The organism is Paracoccus sp. TOH, assembly GCF_030388245.1.
GTDB classification, from domain to species: Bacteria; Pseudomonadota; Alphaproteobacteria; order Rhodobacterales; family Rhodobacteraceae; genus Paracoccus; species Paracoccus simplex.
Genome location: NZ_CP098360.1, coordinates 1,275,901 through 1,297,574 on the forward strand (window position 1 = coordinate 1,275,901; position 21,674 = coordinate 1,297,574).

Consider the following 21,674-nt stretch of genomic DNA (forward strand, 5'->3'; position numbering starts at 1 on the left):
CAGATCAGCGCTCAAGCACCAGGCAGGAATCGCGGCCATCCGCCCGGATCGTCTGCGCGCCGCTGACGATCGCGCGGGTGCGGGCCGAGCCGGTCTGCGGGTTGCGCGTGCGCGGCGCCGGCAGGATCGAAGCCAGCGCCGCCGCCTGCCGCAGGCTCAGCTTGTCGGGCGTGGTCTGATAGTAATATTCCGCCGCAGCCTTGATCCCGAAGACGCCGCGGCCGAATTCGGCGATGTTCAGATAGACCTCGACGATGCGGCGCTTGGACCACAGCGCCTCGATCATCGGGGTATAGGCGGTTTCCATCACCTTGCGCGGCCAGCTGCGCCCCTGCCACAGGAACACGTTCTTGGCGGTCTGCTGGCTGATGGTCGAGGCGCCGCGCGACGAGCCCGAGGCGATGACCCGGCGGATCTCGACCATGTCGAAACCCCAGTGGTTGCAGAAATTGGCATCCTCGGCCGCGACCACGGCGCGGACCATGTGCGGCGAGATCGCGTCCAGGCCGACCCATGCGCGCTCGGCCCGACCGGGAAATTCGCGCTGGCCCTGGATGATGGTCCAGGTGGTCGGCGGGTTGATGAAGGAAAACAGGAAGACCAGCACGAACATCAGCGCCAGCAGCCGGGCGCCGATCCAGGAAAACCAGCCCCAGAACCACAGCGCCATGCGCCTGAACGGCCGCCAGCGCCGGCGGGCGCGGGGCGTCGGCGGCTCGGTCAGCGCCTCGGGGTCTTCCAGGGTGTCCATGCGGCGGGGCATGGCCGCGTCCTGTCACGGCCATGCCCCTTGCGTCAAGCGTCAGGCTGGGGTCGGCGGAACCGAGGCGGCCGGCTGGTCCGCCTGAGGCACGCCAAGCGCCGTGCCCAGCTTGCCGCCGGCAAAGGCCTCGCGCAGGCGGTCTTCCTCGGCATCGGGCAGCGAGGTCTGCAGCACCCGGCCGCGCAGGTGGAAGCCTTCCAGCCGCGCCAGAACCTTGTCGGCGGTCATTTTGCGCACCAGGATGAAGACGGCCGAGCCGCCGGGCGGGATGGACTGGCCAAGCCCGCGCATGAAATCGTCATTGATGCCGATATCCGAGAGCTTGCCGGCAATGGCGCCGGCGCCGGCGCCCACCGCGGCGCCGATCAGCGGGTTCAGGAAGATCAGCCCGACCAGCGTGCCCCAGAAGCCGCCGCCAAGCGCGCCGGCCGCGGTCAGGTTCACGGCCTGGTGCAACTGGATGTCTTCGGCCGTGGGGCGGGTGACGACCACCGCGTCCTCAAGCTCGATCAGGTATTCCTTCTGCATCTTGACCAGTTCGGTGCGCAGCTCGAAGCCGGTCGCCTCGTCGTCGAAGGCGATGACAAGCAGGTCGGACATGGCGGGATCCTCTTGACTGATGACGGCGGGGCAACGCCCCGGCGGCGGAGCGGGTTCCCCGCCGTGACGCCGGGTCGCAGGGGGCGGAGCGGCCCCGGACCGGCGGGCCGCGTTCCTATGGCGCGGGCCGCACGATCAGTTCGTCATGGCCGGAAAGCGGGCAGGGTGCGCGGGCGAAGCCCAGATCGTCCAGGATCAGCACCACGATCTCGGCCGTGGTGTAGATTTCGCAGCCCGGCAGCAGGTGGCCGCCGAAGGCCCGGCCCTCGGCATCGGCGATGGTCAGATGCAGGTGCTGGCCGGCGGGGTCGATGGTGCCGGTCAGCGCCGTGATCTCGAAATGGCCGCGATATTCGCTGGCCTCGTCCCGGTTCGCGTGCCGGATCACCGCGCGGGTCAGGCTGCCCACGTAGGTGACCAGCGCCATGGCCGCCGCCCCCGTCCGGCGCTGCAGGGCGCGCAGCGCCGCCAGCGGATCCTCGCCCGGCTGCAGGCGGATCGCCGCGAAGCGGCCGGAGGACAGCGGCACCATTCACTCGCCCCGCGGGAAGCGCTTGGATTCCTCCAGCACGTTCAGGTCCATGTGGTTGCGCATGTAGCGTTCCGAGGCCTGCATCAGCGGCTGGTGGTCCCAGGGGAAATAGGCGCCGTTGCGCAGCGCCTCGTAGACCACCCAGCGCCGGGCCTGGCTTTCGCGCACCTCGGCGTCATAGGCGGCCAGATCCCAGCGTTCGGCCGCCATGGCGCGCATCCGCGCCAGCACCTCGGCCGCGGCCGGGTCGGTGGCGCGGTTCTGCCGTTCGTCCGGGTCATCGGCCAGGTTGAACAGCATGTCCGGGTCGGCGGCGCAGGCGACATATTTCCAATCGCCGTCGCGCAGGCAGACCAGCGGCGCGATGCTGCCCTCGGCCGCGTATTCCATCGCCACCGGCCCGCGCCCCCCGGCGCCTTGCGCCAGCGAGCGGCCGTCGGTCCAGGGCGCCACCTCGGACATCGAGATGCCCGCGAGGTCGCAGATCGTCGGCAGCACGTCGATGGTCGAGACCGGCTGGTCCACCCGTCCCGGCGCCATCCCCGGCGCCGCGATCATCAGGGGCACGCGGGCCGAGCCTTCGAAGAAGTTCATCTTGAACCACATGCCGCGGCTGCCCAGCATCTCGCCATGGTCGGACAGGAAGACCACGATCGCCTCCTGCCGCGTGCGCTCCAGCACGTCCATGATCTCGCCCAGCTTGTCGTCGACATAGGAGATGTTGGCGAAATAGCCTTGGCGGGCGCGGCGGACATGCTCGGGCGTGACCTCGAGCCCGCGCCAGTCGCTGGCATCCATCAGCCGCTGCGAATGCGGGTCCATCCGCGCGTAGGGAATCGCCTCGGGCGGTTCGAGTTCCGGGATGCCCTCGTAGAGATCCCAATACTTGCGCCGGGCGACGAAGGGGTCGTGCGGATGGGTGAAGCTGACGGTCAGACACCAGGGCCGGTCGTCGGCACCGCGCGCCAGGTCGTAGAGCTTGCGGGTGGCGTGATAGGCGACCTCGTCGTCATATTCGTACTGGTTGGTGATCTCGGCCACGCCGGCGCCGGTGACCGAGCCCAGGTTGTGATACCACCAGTCGATGCGCTCGCCCGGCTTGCGATAATCCGGGGTCCAGCCGAAATCGGCCGGGTAGATGTCGGTGGTCAGCCGTTCCTCGAAACCGTGCAGCTGGTCGGGGCCGACGAAATGCATCTTGCCAGACAGGCAGGTGTGATAGCCCGCCCGGCGCAGGTGATGGGCATAGGTCGGGATGTCCGAGCAGAACTCGGCGGCATTGTCATAGACCCGGGTGCGGCGCGGCAATTGCCCCGACATGAAGCTGGCCCGCCCCGGCGCGCAAAGCGGGCTGCCGGTATAGGCGTTGGCGTAACGGGTCGAGCGTTCCGCCAGCTTGCGCAGATGCGGCACATGCAGGAACTCGGCCGGGCCGTCGGGGAACAGCACCCCCGACAGCTGGTCGGCCATCACGATCAGGATATTGGGATATTTCAATTACTTCACCGATGCCATGACTGCTTCAGCGCCGGGTTTTCCATCCAGGGTGGTCACGCCGTCAAGCCATTTCGCCACCGCATCGGGGTTCTGGGCGATCCAGCCCCGCGCCGCTTCGACCGCATCGACGCCGTCGTCGAGGATCTTGCCCATCAGCACGTTTTCCTGATCCACGGTGAAGGTCATCTGCCTGAACAGCTTGGCGACATTGGGGCAGGCGGCCACCCATTCCTTGCGGGCGACGGTATGGACCGTGGCGCCGCCGAAATCCGGGCCGAACTCCGCGTCCCCGCCAGCCAGATAGGTGATCTTCAGCGTCACGTTCATCGGATGCGGTGCCCAGGCCAGAAAGACCGAGGGCGTTCCGGCGGCGTCGTTGCGCTGCACCTGCGCCAGCATGCCCTGTTCGCTCGATTCGACCAGCTCCCAGTCGCCGAGGCCGAACTTGTCCGCCTCGATCATCTTCTGGATGATCTGGTTTGCCGGCGCCCCGGGCTCGATGCCGTAGATCTTGCCCTGGAAGGCGTCCCGATGCGCGTCGAGGCCGGCGAAATCCGCGACGGCCAGACCGGCGGCGGCATCGGTCACCGCCAGCGTGAACTTGGCGCCTTCCAGATTCTGCACCAGTTCCTCGACCTTGCCCGAGGCGTCGAGATCGTCGCGGAACTTCTGCTGCGCCGGCATCCAGTTGCCCAGGAAGACATCGGTATCGGCGTTCTTCAGCGCCTCGTAGCCGACCGGCACCGACAGCGTGCTGATCTGCGGCGTGTAGCCCAGGCCCTGCAGCACCGCCGTGGCGACGCCGTTAGTGGCGGTGATGTCGGTCCAGCCGGGGTCCGAGAAGCGGACCGCGCCGCAGCTGGCCGGATCCTGCGCCAGCGCGGGCGAGGCGGCAACGGCGGCGGCGAGGGCGGCGACAGCGGCGGCGGGGGCAAGCGGGGAAAGCAGTGCGGATCTGGGCATGGTCTGATCTCCGGTTTGGGGCCGCGACCGGCAACGGGCGGCTTCGCCCGCCATCAGCCCACAGAGGGCCTGCGGGATCAAGTCTGCGATGCCGCCGGACTGCGGGCGCGGCGATTGGGGGAAAGCGGCGATCTGATCCTTGACGAATGCCTTGGGCTTGATCAAAGGTGGCGGCGTTCGGGGCCTGTAGCTCAATGGTCAGAGCAGGGCGCTCATAACGCCTTGGTTGGGGGTTCGAGTCCCTCCGGGCCTACCACCCCTTCCCCTACCTGCCGGAAATTCTTGCCGCGAGGCGGCCTTGGCCGCGATGGTCAGATGGCCAAGCATGGCACGGCCGGGGGTTCGGCCCGGCGGGGCCGGAAAGTATGGCAGGGCGCCCTTGCCGGCGCCCCGTCCCTAGGTCAGGCGACCTCGGCAGAAGAATTGCCGACCGTCTCCTTGATGGCCGACAGCGCCGCCTCTTCGGTCCAGGCGCGGCCGCCCGCATCGCCGCGATCCAGCATCATCCAGGTCCAGGCGCCGACGCCCGGCCCCTGCGAATCATGCGAGATGCGGCCGACGGGCCGATCGTTGAGGGTTATCGTCCAGTCCCCAGAAATGGCCTTTCCATCGACAGTCGTCGGAACGCGAGTCCACATACGAGGTCCTTTCTTCAGTTTTCGTTGATCATCCAGCGCCACGACCCGCTGCGCGGGCGGTAGCCAATGCGGACGAATTGGGTGGCGCCGGTTGCATCCGCCGGCGCGGTTCGGTTCCAGCTTACGCCGGATATCCTCACAGTTTTGTAACCGCTGCTTTCGGATCACGCAATATTACCGCTGCGTTGCAGCGCGTGACAAGCAGGCGTTTGCCGGCATTTTTCCCTGTCCGGCAGCGGGCTCGGCGTGACCCCGAAAGTCCGAAATAAGGAATTTATGAGGTTTATTCAGTTACTTGCCTGTAGGATGGGCCTGCCGAAGCCACCCCGGCGGCCCGAGCCTCTTGATTTATGATGGCCGTGGGCCCATTTTGGCCCGGCAACGTTATTTCTCTCTGCACCTGTCTCCTTTCGGCTTCAGTCTGCGTTTCGAACTGACTGAGCCGGGTCGCCGCATGTCGCGGGCGACAGACATGAAGGAGATATCACGATGGCCAATGGCACCGTGAAATGGTTCAACGCCACCAAAGGCTTCGGCTTCATCGCCCCGGAAGATGGCGGCAAGGACGTGTTCGTGCACATCAGCGCGCTTGAGCGCGCCGGCATCCATCATCTGAACGACGGCCAGGCCGTGACGTTCGAGATCGAATCGGGTCGCGACGGCCGCCAGTCGGCGCGCAACCTCGTGCTCGCCTGAGCCCTTGCGCTGAACGGCACCCGGTCCGGCCGATCATGGCCGGACCACACCCTCTGGAGGCCCGCATGGCACCCAAGGACAAAGCCAAAGGCCTGTTTCGCGATCCCGCGCCGATGACCGCGATGGACCGGACCACTTCCGAAGCACGGCTGATCATCGAAGAACAGAAGCAACGGCGCGCCGAGTTGACTGCCAGCCTTCGGGCGCAGCGCCTGGCCCGCGACGCGGCCGGGCCGACCGAAGCCCCCGCCAAGCGCAAGCCCACGAAATAACCGCGTTCGCAGGCCGGTCACGGCAGGCAGGCGAGCGTGCTGCGGCGACAACCGCGCCCGGGTCTTCCGCAAGGGGGACGCGAGGGGCGCATGGCCGCCGCTCAACAGGAACGACGAAAAACATGGCAAGAAAAACGATCCGCAGGAAAACTGTCCAGAAACAGCAGAACAAGCGCCGCCTGGCGATCATGTACATGGTCAAGCAGGCGGAAATCAGCACGCCCGAACGGGGCGGCATCCCGATGTCGCGGCATTGACGGCTTGAGGCCCGCGCGCCCCCGACGGCGCGCGCGGAACAGGCCGCGCCGGGGCTTTCCCGGCGCTTCGACCATCCCGACCAACGGCGTCCCAGCATGGCAGGGGCGCCGTTTTCCGTTTCAGTCCGGGGTGCCTGGCCGGCCTGCGTCGACCGCATCGCCATTTGTCGCCGCGGCGGCTGGGCTGGTCGGGCCGGACGGCGGCGGAGCATGGCGGATTCGGGGCCTTTCCAAACCGGCGGGACTGTGCCAGCCTCCGCCCCGGTTCGGACAGGAGAGTCGGGTTCAGTCCCGCGCCGACGGAGCAACGCCCCGGATCTCTCAGGCAAGCAGACTGCCGGACCGACACTCTGGAGAGAGATGCCCCGCGCATCCGCCGAAGGAAGAAGCCGCCATGCGGTGACGCTCTCAGGCAAAAGGACAGAGGGGGACGCGCCGCAAGCCGGCGGGTTCGCAACTTTGGACCGAGACGGGTGAGGCCGACCCCTTGCGGGGCAGCCGGCCCGCCCGGCTTGCGCCGAGGAGGAGGAGCGCGTGGCGGAAAGAAGGATCAGGCTGGCGTTGAACGGCTTCGGGCGCATCGGCCGCTCGATCCTGCGCATCTGGGCGCAGGGCGGTTACGAGGATCTGGACCTCGTGCTGATCAACGATATCGAGCCGCTCGCGAATTGTGCCTATCTGTTCGAATATGACAGCGTCTTCGGCCCCTGGCGCGGGCAGGTCGCGGTGGCCGATGGCGCGCTGGTCGTCGATGGCCGGGCGATCCCCTTCCATTCCGCGCCGGACCTGCGCCGGCTGGACCTGTCGGGCGTCGATGTCGTGCTGGAATGCACCGGCATGACCGGCTCGCGCGCGGTGGTCGAGCGCGGGATCGAGGCCGGGGCGGGCGCGGTGCTGATCTCGGGCCCCTCGGACCAGGCCGACGTGACCGTGGTGATCGGTGCCAACGAGGACCAGCTGGACGGCCAGCGCATCGTCTCGAACGCCTCTTGCACGACCAATGCGCTGGCGCCCTTGCTGCGGGTGCTGGACGAGGCTTTCGGCGTGGTCTCGGGGCAGATGACCACGGTGCATTGCTATACCGGCAGCCAGCCCACGGTGGACAAGCCGCGCGGCGATCCGGCGCGGTCGCGGGCGGCGGCGCTGTCCATGGTGCCGACCACGACCAGCGCCGGGCGGCTGATCGGCACGGTGCTGCCGCATCTGGCCGGGCGGGTGGCGGCGCGGGCGATCCGGGTGCCGACGGCCAGCGTCTCTTGCATCGACCTGACCTTCGCCAGCGCCCGCCCGACCGATGCGGCCGGGGTGAACGCGGTGCTGCAGGCGGCGGCCCAGGGCTCTCCGGTCTTCGGCTGGACGGAAAAACCGCTGGTCTCCAGCGACCTGCGGGCGCGGCCGGAATCCATCGTTCTCGCGGGGCCCGAGACCTCGGTGGCGGGCGGGCTGACCCGGGTCTTCGGCTGGTATGACAACGAATGGGGCTTTTCCAACCGGATGCTGGACATGGCCCGGCTGATGGGCCGGCGCTAGACCGCCGGGGCCGGCGCCAGTTCCCGTGCCAGGTCGGCGGCGAAGATGCGGGCGATCTCGGGCGGTTCGGGCTGGATGCGCAGGGCGACGTAGAACTGCGACAACCATTCCAGCCCCAGCCCACCGATGCGCCGCATCTCGCCGCGCCGCACCCAGGTTTCGGCGAAATGCAGCGGCAGGAAGCCCAGGAAGCAGCCGCTGCGGATCAGCACCGCCTGCGCCTCCATGTTCGAGACCGAGGCCCGCACCCTGGGCTCGCGCAGCGTCGCCAGCTCGGCGCGTTGCAGATAGGGGCGGGCGGTGACGGCATGGGGCGACAGATCCTCGATGCCCACCTGTTCCTGCGCAAACAGCGGGTGGCTGCGGCCGCAATAAAGCGCGTGCTCCTCGGCCCAGACCGGGCGGTAATCCACATTCGGCTGGCGGCTGGGAAAGGGGCCGATGGCGACATGGATGTCGCCGGTCTGCAGCCCCTTGCTCAGCGCCTCGGTGGTGCCGATCTCCAGGCTCAGCCGCACCTCCTGTTCGCGCCGGAAGAAGCGGCGGATGGCGCGATGCACCGGCAGGTCGGGATTGTCGGCCTCGCTGTCCACCAGCCCGACGCGCAGATGGCCGGCCAGCACCCGGCGCAGCGCGCCCAGATTGGCCTCGGCCAGTTCGACCGAACCGAGCATGCGCTTGGCCTCGCGATAGACCTCGGCGCCCTTGTCGGTCAGCGCGAAGCCGCCGCGCCCGCGCTGGCAAAGCCTGAAGCCCAGCGACAGTTCCAGATCCTTCAGATGCGTCGAGATCACCGACAGGCTGGCGCCCAGCACCGCCTGCGCGCCGCTGGGGCCGCCATGCTCGACCACGGCGCAGAAGCTGCGCAGGTTGCGCAGGGTATAGTCGCTGATCCGCATTGCTTCAAAAACGCCAAAGTAAGGATCGGTGACTTCCTGTTTATCGCAAATACCGGCGCGGCATAGTCCCGGCATGATCCATGCAGGGGGAAAGCCCATGACCGAGACCCGTCCCGCCTATGAAACCGGCCGCCTGAACCTGCCCTTCGTGGGCATTTCGACCTTCGGCAAGCGGCCCTATGTCCAGGACTGGTCGCGCATCGACGCCGATGTGGCAGTGCTGGGCGCGCCCTTCGACTTCGGCACGCAGTTCCGCGCCGGCGCCCGCTTCGGGCCGCGCGCGGTGCGCGAGGCCTCGACGCTGTTCAGCTTCGGCCATGCCGGCGCCTACGATCACGAGGACGACTGCACCTATCTGGGCCCCGAGGTGCGCATCGTCGATCTGGGCGATGCCGATATCGTCCATACCGACACGGTGAAAAGCCACGCCAATATCCGCGCCGGGGTCGAGGCGGCCCTGGCGGCCGGCGCCCTGCCGGTGGTGATCGGCGGCGACCATTCGGTCAACATCCCCTGCATCGACGCCTTCGAGGGGCAGGGGCCGATCCACATCCTGCAGATCGACGCGCATCTGGATTTCGTGGACGAGCGGCACGGCGTCCGCAACGGCCATGGCAACCCGATGCGCCGCGCCGCCGAGAAGCCCTGGGTCAGCGGGTTGACGCAGGTCGGCATCCGCAACGTCTCGTCGACGGCGCGCGACGGCTACCAGGCGGCGCGCGCCATGGGTTCGGACATCCTGTCGGTGCGGCAGGCCCGGGTGCTGGGGCCGCAGGGGGTGATCGACCGCATCCCGCCGGGCGCCCGGGTCTATGTGACGCTGGACATCGACGGCTTCTGCCCCTCGATCGCGCCGGGGACGGGCACGCCCAGCCATGGCGGCTTCCTGTATTACGAGGTGCTGGAGATGCTGCAGGCGCTGGCGCGGCGGCATGAGGTGGTGGGCATCGACCTGGTCGAGGTGGCGCCGGATTACGATCCGACCGGCGGCACGGCGATCCTGGCGGCGCAGGTGCTGCTGAACCTCCTGGGCTTCGTCTTTCACGAGCGGGCGCTGCGCGGGCAGGGCGGTGCGGCGCCGGCCCGGAAATGAATCAGGGGCCGGAATCCGGCCCCTTTAACTCGTTAACCCACCTTACCGCCGCGCCGGGGCGCGGCGGAAGCGTCGGAAGGGATCAGGCCGCCAGGTCGAAGCGGTCGGCATTCATCACCTTGGTCCAGGCCGCCACGAAATCGCGCACGAATTTTCCGGCATTGTCGTCCTGGGCATAGACCTCGGCATAGGCGCGCAGGATCGAGTTCGAGCCGAAGACCAGGTCCACGCGGGTCGCGGTGTAGCGGCTCGCGCCGGTCTTGCGGTCGCGGATCTCGTAGTGATCCTTGCCGGCCGGCACCCAGGTATTGCCCATGTCGGTCAGGGTGACGAAGAAGTCGTTGGTCAGCGCGCCGATCCGGTCGGTGAAGACGCCATGCTTGCTGCCGCCATGGTTGGCGCCGATGACGCGCATCCCGCCGACCAGCGCCGTCATCTCGGGCGCGGTCAGACCCAGAAGCTGGGCGCGGTCCAGCAGCATTTCCTCGGGCGAGACGACGTAATCCTGCTTCTGCCAGTTGCGGAAACCGTCGGCCAGCGGTTCCAGCACATCGAAGGATTCGGCATCGGTCTGTTCGGCCGTCGCGTCGCCGCGACCCGGGGCGAAGGGCACGCTGACGTCATGACCGGCGGCCCGCGCCGCCTGCTCGACGCCCAGATTGCCGCCCAGCACGATCACGTCCGCAAGGCTCGCCCCGGTCTCGGCGGCGATGGGCGCCAACACCGCCAGAACCCGTGCCAGGCGCTCGGGCTCGTTGCCCTGCCAGTCTTTTTGCGGCGCCAGGCGGATGCGTGCGCCATTGGCGCCGCCGCGATGGTCCGAGCCGCGATAGGTCCGGGCGCTGTCCCAGGCGGTGGCGACCAGGTCCTGCACGGTCAGCCCCGAGGCGGCGATGCGGGCCTTGACCGCCGCCACGTCGTAATCGCTGCGGCCGGCGGGAACCGGGTCCTGCCAGATCAGGTCCTCGGCCGGGACGTCGGGCCCGAGATAGCGCGATTTCGGCCCCATGTCGCGATGGGTCAGCTTGAACCAGCCGCGGGCGAAGGCGTCGCTGAAGGCCTCGAAATCGTTCATGAAGCGCAGCGAGATCTCGCGATAGATCGGGTCGACCTTCAGCGCCATGTCGGCATCGGTCATCATCGGCATGCGGCGGATCGAGGGATCCTCGACATCGACCGGCATGTCCTCTTCGGCGATGCTGATCGGCTGCCATTGCGAGGCGCCGGCCGGGCTGTGGGTCAGCGTCCATTCATGCTTGAACAGCATCTGGAAGAAGCCGTTGTCCCATTGCGTCGGGTTGGTGGTCCAGGCGCCTTCCAGGCCGGAAACCATGGTGTTGCGGCCGATGCCGCGGCCCTTGGTGTTCAGCCAGCCCAGGCCCTGGAATTCGGGACCGGCGGTTTCCGGGTCCGGGCTCAGGTCGGCGGCGCTGCCATTGCCGTGGCATTTGCCGACGGTATGGCCGCCGGCGGTCAGCGCCACGGTTTCCTCGTCGTTCATGCCCATGCGCGCGAAGGTCTCGCGCATCATGTTGGCGGTGGCCTGCGGGTCGGACTTGCCGTTCACCCCCTCGGGGTTCACGTAGATCAGACCCATCTGCACCGCGGCCAGCGGGTTCACCAGGCTTTTCGCGTCGCCCAGGTCGCCATAGCGGCTGTCGCTGGGCGCGAGCCATTCCTTTTCCTCGCCCCAATAGGTGTCCTTTTCGGGCGCCCAGATGTCCTTGCGGCCGAAGGCGAAGCCGAAGGTCCTGAGGCCGGCGGCCTCATAGGCCACGGTGCCGGCCAGCACGATCAGGTCCGCCCAGGAGATCTTGTTGCCGTATTTCTTCTTGATCGGCCACAGCAGGCGGCGGCCCTTGTCGGTGTTGACGTTGTCGGGCCAGCTGTTCAGCGGCGCGAAGCGCTGGTTGCCGGTATTGGCGCCGCCGCGGCCGTCCGAGGTGCGATAGGATCCCGCGGCGTGCCAGGCGGTGCGGACGAACATGCCGACATAGCTGCCGTAATCGGCCGGCCACCAGTCCTGGCTGTCGGTCATCAGCGCGCGCAGGTCGGCTTTCAGCGCCCCGACATCCAGCTTGTTCAGCTCGTCGCGATAGTTGAAGTCCTGGCCCAGCGGGTTGGTCTTGCGGTCATGCTGGTGCAGGATATCGAGATTCAGCGCATTCGGCCACCACGAGGTGACCGAGCTGCCCATGGCGGTGTTCCCACCATGCATGACCGGGCATTTCCCGGCCGTCTTGATGTCATTTCCGTCCATGCTGGCTCTCCTTTGCTGGGCCGCGCCGCTGCTGCGGCGCCGGTTGACCGAGTGCGGATTGCGGCGCCTTGCCGGGCCGCAACCGATGGCTCTCCCGATAGAATCGGCACGCCTTGCCAGACGGTTTTAGCAACTCTGGGGATTATTAGAATTTATATTTATCAATCGCACTCATAACTTGCGGTTATCTTCGGCGGCCGAGGAGCGGCGCACCACCAGTTCGGGCCGGGGCGCCTGCATCTGCCGCGGCTTGCCGTCGATGCGGTCCAGCAGCAATTCGACCGCCATGCCGGCGATCTGCGCCAGATGCAGATCCACGGCGGTCAGCGGCGGCTCGGCCAGCTTGGCGCGCAGGCCGTCATAGCGGGTGACCATGCGCAGGTCGCCCGGCACGGCGCGACCCAGCTCATGCGCGGCGGCCAGCGCGCCGCTGGCGAAGGCATCGACCGGCACCATCAGCCCGTCGAGCTCTGGCCGGGTCCGCAGCAGGTCCCCCACCTTGGCCCGCGCCAGGTCCTCACCGCCGGTCTCGTCCAGTTCCAGCACCTCGGGCGGCATGGCCTGCGCGGCGGCGAAGTCGCGATAGGCGGCGCGGGTCTCGATCTGGCTGGCGCGCGGGCTGGTTCCCGTCACCAGCGCGATGCGGCGGCAGCCCTGCTTGTGCAGGTGGTCCAGCAGCAGCCGGGCGGTATCGTGGGATTGCAGGTCGATGGCCGGGATGTCCCCGCGCCCCGGCACCTTGCCGATCGAGACCACCGGCGTGCGCCGGCTTTCGAAATGCTCGACCAGCGCGTCGTCGCGGGCCGGCTCGACCAGGATCACCCCGTCGAAGCCCAGCATGTCCAGGTTCTTTTCCGGCGGCTGCGGCGGGATCAGGCACAGCGCGATGTCGCGGGTCAGCGCCGAGATGGCGGCCGAGGCCGCGATCTCCATCAGAAAGCCCAGCCGCGACGGCCCGGCCGCGATGGCGAAGGGCATCGAGGAGGCCAGCGCGATGATCCCGGTGCGGCCGCTGCGCAGGCGCTGCGCGGCGCTGTTCGGATGATAGCCCATCTCGCGCGCCAGCGCGTGGATGCGCTCGCGCGTCTCGGGATCCACATGGCGGCGACCGCTGAAGGCATGCGAGACCGTGGTGGGCGAGACGCCCGCCGCGCGGGCCAGATCGGAAATGGTCGGTTTGCCCAATGCGCTCTCGCTGGGGCAGAATGCCCCCGTTGCAGGGAAGCACAGCCGTCCCGGCCGGGCAAGCTGATACAAAACGATTTGCAAGAATCGCCGATCATGCTATGCCTTGAGATAGCAAACCGATTTGCATGACGGCTGGATCGGATCTGGAGGCCAGTCGCCCGCCATGCGCCGGTTGCTTCACATAGGGGAGGAGATGACATGATATCTGGGGAGAACCCGGCCTGCGGAGCCAGCCCGCCCAAGGCGGAGCCCGCCGACGAGAAGCTGCCGCTGAAAAACCTGGTGCTGTTCGGGCTGCAGCATGTGCTGGTGATGGCGGCCTCGCCGATCACGGCGGTGTTCCTGGTCGCGCAGACGCTAGGCTTCGACACGGCGCTGACCGTCTCGATCATCAGCGCGACCTTTCTGATCTGCGGGCTCGGCTCGATCCTGCAAAGTTTCGGGCCGGGCGGATTCGGCGCCCGGCTGCCCTTCATCATGGTGCCCGGCGGCGCACCCATCGCCATCTTCCTGGCCATCGCCGTGCAGACCAACATCCAGACCGCCGTGGGCGCGGTGCTGATGACCTCGGTCTTCTATTTCCTGGCACTGCCGGTGTTTCGCCGGCTGCTGCGCTTCTTCCCGCCCATCGTGGTCGGCACCATGCTGCTGCTGGTGGCGGTGAACCTGGTCAAGATCTATGGCGGCACCATCACCGGACGCTCGGGCGAGGCGAATTTCGCCGACCCGGTCAATGTCGGGCTGGCGCTGGCGACCATCGGTCTGACGGTGCTGTTCTCGCGCATCTTCACCGGCACGCTGCAGCGCATCTCGGTCATGCTGGGGCTGATCGCCGGCACGCTGCTGGCCGCCGCGCTGGGCCGGATCGAACTTGCCGGGGTGATGCAGGGGCCGCTGGTGGCGGTGCCGCAGCCGTTTCCTTTCGGCATGCCGAAATTCGACCTGATCGCCTCGCTGCCGCTGATCGTCTTCTCGGTGATCTCGATGGCCGAGGCGACCGGCCAGACCATCGCCACCGCCGAGATCGCCGGCCGCAAGGGCGACGCCCATGCCATCGTGCCGCGCACCATTCGCGGCGATGCCCTGGCCTCGCTGGCCGGCGGGCTGTTCGGCACCTCGCTGATCATCACCTCGGGCGAGAATGTCGGCATCGTCCGGGCGACCGGGGTGAAGTCGCGTTATGTCACCGCCATGGCCGGGGTGATCCTGGTGGTGATCGCGCTGATCGCGCCGGTCTCGCGGCTGGCCAGCGCCCTGCCGGGGCCGGTGGTCGGCGGCACCGCCGTCATCGTCTTCTCGATCATCGGCGTGATCGGCATCGACCTGCTGGGCCGCGTCGACCTGCGCGGGCATGGCGCGATGTTCACACTGGCCTCGGGGCTGGCGATGGGGCTGATGCCGATCCTGGTGCCCGGCCTCTACAGCCAGTTCCCGCAATGGTCGCAGATGGTCCTGGGCAACGGCCTTGCCATGGGCACGATCACCGCCGCCGTCGTCAACGCCCTGTTCCAGCTCAACGCCCCGCGCGGCGCCCCCGAACCCGTCAAGGAGAACGCATGATGCAGGACCTTCGCCCGTCCTTCGACCTCAAGGCTTTTGCACAGGCCGGCGAGGTGATCGTGAAACCCGGCCGCCTGCTGCTGCAGACCGGCCCGCGCGAAGGCATGGCGGTGCTGCTGCGCCACGGGCGCTTTGCCGAGATCGACGAGGCCGGGGCGCTATGCGCCCGGCATCCCGGCCTGGCGGTCGCCGACCTGCCCCGGCACCTGCTGATGCCGGGCTTCATCGACAGCCATACGCATCTGACCCAATCGCTGGGCAAGTCGCTGGTCTTCGGCGAGCCCTCCGAGATCTTCCGCCGCATCTGGGTGCCGCTCGAGGGCAGCCTGGACGAGCATATGGTGCATCTGTCGTCGCGGCTGGCGGCGCTGGAATGCCTGCGCGGCGGCTTCACCACCGCCGTCGATGCCGGCACCCGCTCGGCCGGGCATATCGGCCGGCTGACCGAGGCCGCGCATGAAACCGGGCTGCGGCTGGTCGTCGGCCAGATCTGCAACGACCTGGGCGGCGCCGCGCAGGTCCCCGAGCCCGAGCAGATCATCCGCACCGCCGAGGCGCATCTGGCGCGCTGGCAGGGCGACGCGCTGGTGCATCCGTCGCTGGCCATCTCGATCCCCGAGGCGGCCAGCGACGCCATGCTGCGCCGCATCTCGGCCATGGCGGCCGCGGCGGGGGCGATCTTCCAGACCCATGTGAACGAGCATCTGGTCGCGGTCGAACGCTCGCTGGTCGCGCATGGTCGCCGGCCGCTGGAGCATCTGGCGCATCTGGGCGCGCTGGGGCCGCAGGTACTGATCGCGCATTCGACGCTGGTCACCCCGCAAGAGCTGAACATCCTGCGCGACACCGGCACCGCCGTCGCCTACAATCCCGTGGCCTCGGTCTGGAAGGGCAATGCCATCGCGCCGGCGCTGCAGATGGCGGCGCTGGGGGTGCGCTTCGGGCTGGGCACCGACGGCACCCGCGCCGACGGCTTCCGGCTGATGGACGCGGCCGAGGCGCTGCAGCGCGCCGGCTACGGCCTCGCCTCGGGCGACAGTTCCTGCGGCGCGGGCTGGCTTTGGCTGCAGGCCGCGACCGCGATGGCGGCGGATGCGGCGGGGCTGGGCGCCGTCACCGGCCGCATCGCCGAGGGGCTGGCCGCCGATTTCCTGCTGGTCGATCTGGACCGGCCGGAATTCACCCCGTCGCATGATCTCAGCTGGGAGCTGGTGCGCTACGGCAATCGCGACCAGATCGACGCGGTCTTCACCAATGGCCGGCTGCGGCTGCTGCAGGGCTGGCCGGTCGACTGGGACGCCCGCGCGCTGCTGGAGGAGGTTCGCGCCCTTGCCGTCCCCGCCATCGCCGGGGCGCCGATCCAGCGCATCCATCCGACCGCCGACAGCCAGCTTGCGGCGAGGGCGTCGTGACTCTGGCGACCTTTCTGCTGCTGTCGGGCGTCACCCTGGCCGCGGCCTTCGTGCAGGGCGCGGTGGGCATCGGCTTCGCGCTGATCATCGCCCCGGTCTTCGGTCTGGTCGATGCCAGCTACCTGCCGGTCACGCTGCTGCTGCTGATGCTGCCGCTGAACTTCCACGTCGCCTGGCGCGAGCGCGCCTCGATCGACCGGCGCGGCGCCAGCTGGATCACGCTGGGCCGGTTCTTCGGCACCTTCCTGGGCATGTGGGTGCTGATCGCGCTGTCGGTGCGGCAGCTCGAGCTGGCGGTGGGGCTGTTCACCATCCTGGCGGCGGTGATCGCGCTGGTCGCGCGCCCCTTTGCGCCGCGCCCCGGCCCGGCGCTGGGGGTGGGCCTGTTCACCGGCGTCACCGAGACCGCGACCGGCATCGGCGGCCCGCCGCTGGCACTGCTCTACCAGCACAGTTCGGGGCCGGTGTTGCGCTCGACCGTCGCCACCTGCTTCCTGGTCGGAGAGCTGATCTCGCTGGTGATGCTGGCCGTGGCCGGGCGGCTGCACCTGGACCAGGTGCTGGCTGCGCTGTGGCTGACCCCGGCGGTGCTGCTGGGCAGCGCCCTGTCGCGCGTGGTGCATTCCCGCATCAACGGCCCGTCGCTGCGGCTGGCGGTGCTGGTCTTTGCCATCGTCAGCGGGCTGGTGCTGATGCTGCGCGGCTAGAGCCAATGCTCGCGCAGGCCGAAATCCTCGGCCAGCAGCACCAGATCGGCCGCGCGTCCGGGGGCCAGGGCGCCGTAACGGTCCTGCAGGCCCAGCAGCGCCGCCGGGATGGCCGAGGCCATGCGCAGCGCCCGTTCCGGCGCGGTGCCGACCTGCCGGACCAGCATGCCGATGGCCTGCGGCAGCGTCAGGTCGGCCCCGGCCAGCGTGCCGTCCGCCAGCGTCAGCCGCCCGTCACGGCGCAGCACCCTGCGGCCGCCCAGCTCCATCTCGGTCAGGTCGGTGCCGGCAAAGGCCATGCAATCGGTGACCAGGAAGATGCCCTCGGGCCGCGCCGCCAGCGCCAGCCGCATCACCGCCGGATGCACATGGATGCCGTCGGCGATCAGCCCGGCGCCGGCATCGCCGGCCAGCACCGTTCCGGCCAGCCCCGGCGCGCGGTTGCCGATCTGGCTCATGGCGTTGAACAGATGCGTGGCGCAACGGGCGCCGGCGGCAAAGGCGGCCCGGGCCGCGTCATGGCTGCAATCGCTGTGGCCCAGGCTGACCACCACCCCGGCCCCGGCCAGTGCCGCGATCTGCTGCGGGCTCGCCGCCTCGGGCGCCAGCGTCACCATCAGCGCCGGCAGCCGGCGCGCGGCCTCGCAGATCCGGGCCAGATCCTCGTCGCCCATCGGCCGGATCAGCGCCGGGTCATGCGCGCCCTTGCGGCGCGGATCCAGATGCGGCCCCTCCAGATGCAGGCCCAGAAAGCCCGGCACCCCGGCCTCGGCGGCGGCGATCCCCAGCGCGATGACATGGGCGGTGGCCTCGGGCGTGTCGGTGATCAGCGTCGGCAGCACCCCCGCCGTGCCAAGCGCGCGATGCGCGGCGCAGATGCGGCGCAAGCCGTCCAGATCGGTTGCGCCGTCCAGCATCACCCCGCCGCCGCCATTCACCTGCAGGTCGAGAAAGGCGGGGGCCAGGATGCCCGTGACCGCCCGCCGCCCCTCGGCCGGGGCTTCGGGCTCGGGCAGGATGGCGGCGATCTTGCCCGCCTCGATCACCAGCGCATGGCCGTCGAGGAAACGCGCGCCGTCGAAGATCCGCGCGCCGGCCAGAACCTCGCGCGCCATCACACCGTCTCCGTCACCTTGCGCAGATGCGGCGGGGTGTCGGGATCGAAGCCGCGCCGCCGCGCCAGCGCCTCGATAAAGGCGTAGAAGCCGGCGATGGTCACCAGCGGCGCCACCAGCGGATGCAGTCCGGGGACCGAGGGCAGGGTGACGGCGCCGCCGACCTCGGTGCCGGTCACGAACACATCCGCGCCCTGCGCCACCAGCCGCTCGGCCGTGGCCTTGAGCTGCGGCAGGGCGGCGTCCTCGATCCCCAGCGCCAGCACCGGGAAGCCGGCCTGCACGATGGCGGCCGGGCCGTGCAGCACCTCGGCGGCCGAATAGGCCTCGGCATGGATGCCCGAGGTCTCCTTGAACTTCAGCGCCGATTCGCAGGCGATGGCGAAGCTGGGGCCGCGGCCCAGCACGAAGGCCGAACTGGCCCGCGCCAGCCGCGCCGACAAGGGCGACCAGTCCAGTTCCACGGCCTGGCCGAACGCCTCGGGCAGGGCGGCGACGGCATCGCGCAGGGCGTGATCCTCGCGCCATTCCGCCAAAAGCGACAGGCCGGCCAGCACCGAGCAGACGAAGGTCTTGGTGGCGGCGACGCTTTTCTCCTCGCCCGCCTGCAGGGGCAGGCAATGGGCCGAGACCTGCGCCATCGGGCTGTCCTCGACATTGGTGATGGCGATGGACAGCGCCCCCCCTTGCCCCGAGGCGCGCATCATCTCGACCCCGTCCGGGCTGCGGCCGGATTGCGAGATGCCGATGCAGGCCGCCTTGCCCAGCCGCAGGGGCCGGCGATAGATCGAGGCGATGGACGGCCCGACCGAGGCGACCGGCACCCCGGCCTCCAGCTCGATGGCGTATTTCAGATAGGTCGCGGCATGGTCCGAAGACCCGCGCGCCACCGTCACCACCAGGTCGGGATCCTTGCGGCGCAGGGCGCTGGCGGCGTCCGCAACCGCATCGCGCGAGCGTTCGAGGAATCGGGCTGCGGCTTCGGGGATCTCGGCCACTTCGCGCGCCATATGCGTCTGGCTCATCACGGGTTCCTTTCGCCTTCCGGGGCAAGTTTCAGTTCCACGGCGAAGTCATAGGCATCGCCGCGATAGAGCGAGCGGGTGAACTCGACCACCTTGCCCGAGGGCAGGTAGGAGATGCGTTCGATCCGCAGCCCGGCCACGCCGGGACTGACGCCCAGCAGATCGGCGTCCTTGGCGTTCAGGTTCGCGGCCGAGATGCGCTGCACCGCCCGCACCGGCCGCATGCCGCGCGCTTCCAGCACCGCGTAAAGCGAGGCATCGACGCCTTCGGGATCGGGAAGGATCGCCTGCGACAGCGAGGCGCGCTCGATGGCCAACGGCACCCCGTCCGAGCTGCGCACCCGTTCCAGCCGCGCCACCTTCTCGCCGACGCCGAGGCCGAGCGCCATCACCTCCTCGGGCGCCGGGGCGTGCAGGCCGCGTGCGATCCAGCGGCTTTCGACGCTGCGGCCGCGCCGGGCCATGTCCTCGGTGAACGAGGTCAGCAGCGACAGCGCCTGCTCCAGCTTCTCGACGCGCGGCGCGACGAAGGTGCCCGAGCCGCGCTTCTGCACCAGCTGCCCCGAGGCGACCAGTTCCGCCACCCCCTTGCGCACCGTGACCCGCGACAGGCCGGTCATCGCTGCCAGCTCGCGTTCCGAGGGCAGGCTGTCGCCCGGTTGCAGCCGGCCCGAGGCGATGGCCTCGGCAATCAGCCGGTGCAATTGCAGGTAAAGCGGCCCGCCGCCGGTTTCCCCGAAGGCTGCGGGGGTGAACAGCTCGCCCATCACGCCTCCTGCCGGGCCAGGTGCAGCGCCCCGTCCACGCCCGAGCCCATGGGCGGCTGGACCCGCCACAATCCCTGCAACCGGGCGGCGTAATGGGTGCCCAGCCCACCCAGGAACACCACCGGCAGGTCGCGGCCGGCCTGCAGGGTGTCGATCATGGCGCGGATCTCGGCCACGGCGGCGGCGAAGATGCGCTCGCCCACCGGGTCGGTGCCGGCGGTGATGCGCGGCGCGAATTGCGCGAACTCGGCCGGCCGGGCGCGGAAGCCGAAAGAGATCACCCCCTCGATCCCGCCCAGCTCGTCCAGAACGGCCTGCAGCAACGGGCTCATCGGCGCGAAACCGTCCTCGGCGCGCAGGGCTTCGGCCAGAAGCGCCCGGCCCAGCACCGCGCCGCTGCCCTCGTCGCCCAAGACGAAGCCGCGCCCGCCATATTGCCGCATCTCGCCGCCGATCTGGACCGCGAAGACCGAGCCGGTGCCCATGGCCGCGACGATGCCGTCCCCGCCTCCCAGCGCGCCGGTGGCGGCGGTCTCCGCGTCGGTGACGATGCGCGTGCGGCGAAAGGGCAGCATGGCCCGAAGGCTGCGGGCGGCGGCGGTGACATTGGCGCCGGCCAGGCCCAGCACTGCGCTCAGTTCGTCCAGATGGCCCTGTCCGGCTTCCTGAAGCGCGGCGCGGGTGGCGGCAAGAATATTGGCGCAGGCCCCCTCGGTCTCGACCGAGATATTGGCCGGTCCGGCCGCGCCCCGGCCGATGATCCGGCCCGAGCCGTCCGCGACGGCGGCGCGGCAGCCGGTGCCTCCTCCGTCTATGCCCAGGAAATATGACATGGCGACTCCCTTTGGATTGCACGATACCAAAACAATACCAAAAGGGAAGGGCTATTTTCGGAATCGCCATGAAACGCCGATTTTGATCGAATATGAAGAAGGGTCTTTACAAGTGGTATTGTTTTGGCATTATCAACGGAACAGGGGGAATCACATGACCGCATCCGGCACCGAGGCAAGGCATCCGGCATCCGCAGGGCTTCACGCCCGTCCGGGGGGCGAGGTGCTGCGCGTGCTGCTTGATGCGCAGGTCGCGGCGCTGGGCGCGTTGCAGCCCGCCTTGCCGGCGCTGGAACGCGCGGCCGGGGCTGCGGCAGAGGCGCTGCGCCGGGGCGGCAAGCTCGGCTATGCCGGGGCCGGTTCCTCGGGGCTGATGGCGCTGGCCGATTGCCTGGAGCTGGCCGGCACCTTCGGCATCGCGCCCGAGCGCACGCCGATGATGTTCGCCGGCGGCGCCGAGGCGCTTCTGCATCTGCAAGGCAGCGTCGAGGACGACCCGGCGCTTGCCCTGGCCGATCTGGACCGCGCCGGGCTGACGGCGGGGGACGTGCTCTTGTGCCTCTCGGCCTCGGGGCGGACGCCCTATGCGCTGGCGATCTGCGCGGCGGCGCAGGGGCGGGGGGTGACCGTGGTCGGGCTTGCCAATGTCGCGGGCTCGGCCCTGCTGGAACGCGCCGACATCCCGGTGCTGATCGAGACCGGGGCCGAGGTGGTTTCGGGTTCGACCCGCATGGGGGCGGCCACGGCGCAGAAGGTGGCGCTGAACATGCTGTCGGTGCTGGTGGCGATCCGGCTGGGCCATGTCCATGACGGCTATATGGTCAACCTGGTGGCCGACAACATCAAGCTGGTGGACCGCGCCGCCCGCATCGTCGCCGCCGTGGCCGGGGTCGGGCGCGACGCGGCCGAGGCGGCGCTGTCGCGTACCGGCGGCGCGGTGAAGCCCGCCATCCTGGTCGCGCGCGGCATGGCCCCCGACGCGGCCCGGGTGCGGCTGGCCGAAACCGGGGGCCTGCTGGCCCCGCTGATCTGATTGCAACCAGAGGGTCCGCGAGAGACCCGATGCC

22 protein-coding genes, 1 tRNA gene and 1 riboswitch are annotated in these 21,674 nt (G+C 69.3%); of the genes, 10 read left to right on the forward strand and 13 right to left on the reverse strand.

What is annotated here, in order from left to right; all coding sequences use genetic code 11:
- Positions 1-4: 4 nt before the first annotated feature.
- From mtgA to choX, 5 genes are all read right to left on the reverse strand, one after another.
- Positions 5-763, reverse strand: coding sequence for a monofunctional biosynthetic peptidoglycan transglycosylase (gene mtgA, locus NBE95_RS06325; protein ID WP_289893065.1), 759 nt, complete (start codon positions 761-763; stop codon positions 5-7).
- Between the two features lie 39 nt (positions 764-802).
- Positions 803-1,363, reverse strand: a complete 561-nt coding sequence (locus NBE95_RS06330) for a DUF1269 domain-containing protein (RefSeq protein ID WP_289893066.1) — start codon at positions 1,361-1,363, stop codon at positions 803-805.
- A gap of 115 nt (positions 1,364-1,478) precedes the next feature.
- Positions 1,479-1,895, reverse strand: coding sequence for a PPC domain-containing DNA-binding protein (locus NBE95_RS06335; protein WP_289893067.1), 417 nt, complete (start codon positions 1,893-1,895; stop codon positions 1,479-1,481).
- Positions 1,896-3,392, reverse strand: coding sequence for a choline-sulfatase (betC, locus tag NBE95_RS06340; RefSeq protein WP_289893068.1), 1,497 nt, complete (start codon positions 3,390-3,392; stop codon positions 1,896-1,898). It abuts the gene before it with no gap.
- Entirely contained in the window at positions 3,393-4,355 is a 963-nt protein-coding gene (gene choX, locus NBE95_RS06345; protein WP_289893069.1) for a choline ABC transporter substrate-binding protein, read from the reverse strand. It abuts the gene before it with no gap.
- A gap of 180 nt (positions 4,356-4,535) precedes the next feature.
- On the opposite strand from choX, the gene NBE95_RS06350 reads away from it, so the two are divergent.
- A tRNA-Ile gene (locus NBE95_RS06350) sits at positions 4,536-4,611 on the forward strand.
- Between the two features lie 145 nt (positions 4,612-4,756).
- Here the strand turns inward: NBE95_RS06350 and NBE95_RS06355 are convergent.
- On the reverse strand, positions 4,757-5,035 hold the full coding sequence (locus NBE95_RS06355) for a hypothetical protein (protein ID WP_289893070.1): 279 nt from the start codon (positions 5,033-5,035) through the stop codon (positions 4,757-4,759).
- A gap of 447 nt (positions 5,036-5,482) precedes the next feature.
- Between NBE95_RS06355 and NBE95_RS06360 the strand changes: the two genes are divergently transcribed.
- The 4 genes from NBE95_RS06360 to NBE95_RS06375 all read left to right on the forward strand — a co-directional run bounded on the left by NBE95_RS06360 (position 5,483) and on the right by NBE95_RS06375 (position 7,748).
- The gene (locus NBE95_RS06360) at positions 5,483-5,689 is read left to right on the forward strand and encodes a cold-shock protein (RefSeq protein ID WP_019352186.1); all 207 of its coding nucleotides are present in this window, start codon (positions 5,483-5,485) and stop codon (positions 5,687-5,689) included.
- A 65-nt stretch (positions 5,690-5,754) separates the two neighbouring features.
- The gene (locus NBE95_RS06365) at positions 5,755-5,961 is read left to right on the forward strand and encodes a hypothetical protein (RefSeq protein WP_289893071.1); all 207 of its coding nucleotides are present in this window, start codon (positions 5,755-5,757) and stop codon (positions 5,959-5,961) included.
- A 122-nt stretch (positions 5,962-6,083) separates the two neighbouring features.
- Positions 6,084-6,218 (forward strand): hypothetical protein, encoded by a 135-nt coding sequence (locus NBE95_RS06370; protein ID WP_019353103.1) that lies wholly within the window; start codon positions 6,084-6,086, stop codon positions 6,216-6,218.
- Positions 6,219-6,558: 340 nt separating this feature from the next.
- A riboswitch (glycine riboswitch) is annotated at positions 6,559-6,652 on the forward strand.
- A gap of 100 nt (positions 6,653-6,752) precedes the next feature.
- Positions 6,753-7,748, forward strand: coding sequence for a type I glyceraldehyde-3-phosphate dehydrogenase (locus NBE95_RS06375; RefSeq protein WP_289893072.1), 996 nt, complete (start codon positions 6,753-6,755; stop codon positions 7,746-7,748).
- On the opposite strand, the gene NBE95_RS06380 is transcribed toward NBE95_RS06375, so the two are convergent.
- A complete protein-coding gene (locus NBE95_RS06380) occupies positions 7,745-8,647 on the reverse strand; it encodes a LysR family transcriptional regulator (protein WP_289893073.1) in 903 nt (300 codons plus the stop codon). The genes NBE95_RS06375 and NBE95_RS06380 overlap by 4 nt on opposite strands.
- 97 nt (positions 8,648-8,744) lie before the next feature.
- On the opposite strand from NBE95_RS06380, the gene NBE95_RS06385 reads away from it, so the two are divergent.
- Positions 8,745-9,740 carry an agmatinase gene (locus NBE95_RS06385; RefSeq protein WP_289893074.1) on the forward strand — a complete coding sequence of 332 codons (996 nt, stop codon included), beginning with the start codon at positions 8,745-8,747 and terminating at the stop codon, positions 9,738-9,740.
- 82 nt (positions 9,741-9,822) lie between these two features.
- Here the strand turns inward: NBE95_RS06385 and katG are convergent, their stop codons facing one another.
- Together katG and NBE95_RS06395 are read right to left on the reverse strand one after the other, a co-directional pair.
- Positions 9,823-12,000, reverse strand: coding sequence for a catalase/peroxidase HPI (gene katG, locus NBE95_RS06390; protein ID WP_289893075.1), 2,178 nt, complete (start codon positions 11,998-12,000; stop codon positions 9,823-9,825).
- 171 nt (positions 12,001-12,171) lie between these two features.
- Entirely contained in the window at positions 12,172-13,185 is a 1,014-nt protein-coding gene (locus NBE95_RS06395; RefSeq protein ID WP_289893076.1) for a LacI family DNA-binding transcriptional regulator, read from the reverse strand.
- A 201-nt stretch (positions 13,186-13,386) separates the two neighbouring features.
- Between NBE95_RS06395 and NBE95_RS06400 the strand changes: the two genes are divergently transcribed.
- Genes NBE95_RS06400 through NBE95_RS06410 form a run of 3 tightly spaced genes read left to right on the forward strand, consistent with a single transcriptional unit; the run spans position 13,387 to position 16,867 of the window.
- A complete protein-coding gene (locus NBE95_RS06400; protein ID WP_289893077.1) occupies positions 13,387-14,748 on the forward strand; it encodes a uracil-xanthine permease family protein in 1,362 nt (453 codons plus the stop codon).
- On the forward strand, positions 14,745-16,160 hold the full coding sequence (locus NBE95_RS06405; RefSeq protein ID WP_289893078.1) for an amidohydrolase family protein: 1,416 nt from the start codon (positions 14,745-14,747) through the stop codon (positions 16,158-16,160). Before NBE95_RS06400 ends, NBE95_RS06405 begins: the two co-directional genes overlap by 4 nt.
- Positions 16,157-16,867 (forward strand): sulfite exporter TauE/SafE family protein, encoded by a 711-nt coding sequence (locus NBE95_RS06410; RefSeq protein ID WP_289893079.1) that lies wholly within the window; start codon positions 16,157-16,159, stop codon positions 16,865-16,867. The genes NBE95_RS06405 and NBE95_RS06410 overlap by 4 nt, the downstream gene beginning before the upstream one ends.
- Here the strand turns inward: NBE95_RS06410 and nagA are convergent.
- Genes nagA through NBE95_RS06430 form a run of 4 tightly spaced genes read right to left on the reverse strand, consistent with a single transcriptional unit; the run spans position 16,864 to position 20,607 of the window.
- Complete coding sequence (nagA, locus tag NBE95_RS06415; protein ID WP_289893080.1) at positions 16,864-17,982, reverse strand: N-acetylglucosamine-6-phosphate deacetylase; 1,119 nt, start codon at positions 17,980-17,982, stop codon at positions 16,864-16,866. The genes NBE95_RS06410 and nagA overlap by 4 nt on opposite strands.
- Entirely contained in the window at positions 17,982-19,007 is a 1,026-nt protein-coding gene (locus tag NBE95_RS06420) for an SIS domain-containing protein (protein WP_289893081.1), read from the reverse strand. The genes nagA and NBE95_RS06420 overlap by 1 nt, the downstream gene beginning before the upstream one ends.
- A complete protein-coding gene (locus NBE95_RS06425; protein ID WP_289893082.1) occupies positions 19,007-19,774 on the reverse strand; it encodes a GntR family transcriptional regulator in 768 nt (255 codons plus the stop codon). Before NBE95_RS06425 ends, NBE95_RS06420 begins: the two co-directional genes overlap by 1 nt.
- Positions 19,774-20,607 (reverse strand): BadF/BadG/BcrA/BcrD ATPase family protein, encoded by an 834-nt coding sequence (locus NBE95_RS06430; protein ID WP_289893083.1) that lies wholly within the window; start codon positions 20,605-20,607, stop codon positions 19,774-19,776. Before NBE95_RS06430 ends, NBE95_RS06425 begins: the two co-directional genes overlap by 1 nt.
- Before the next feature lie 154 nt (positions 20,608-20,761).
- On the opposite strand from NBE95_RS06430, the gene NBE95_RS06435 reads away from it, so the two are divergent.
- Positions 20,762-21,640: an N-acetylmuramic acid 6-phosphate etherase gene (locus NBE95_RS06435; protein ID WP_289893084.1), complete on the forward strand. Its 879-nt coding sequence runs from the start codon at positions 20,762-20,764 to the stop codon at positions 21,638-21,640.
- Positions 21,641-21,674 lie beyond the last annotated feature (34 nt).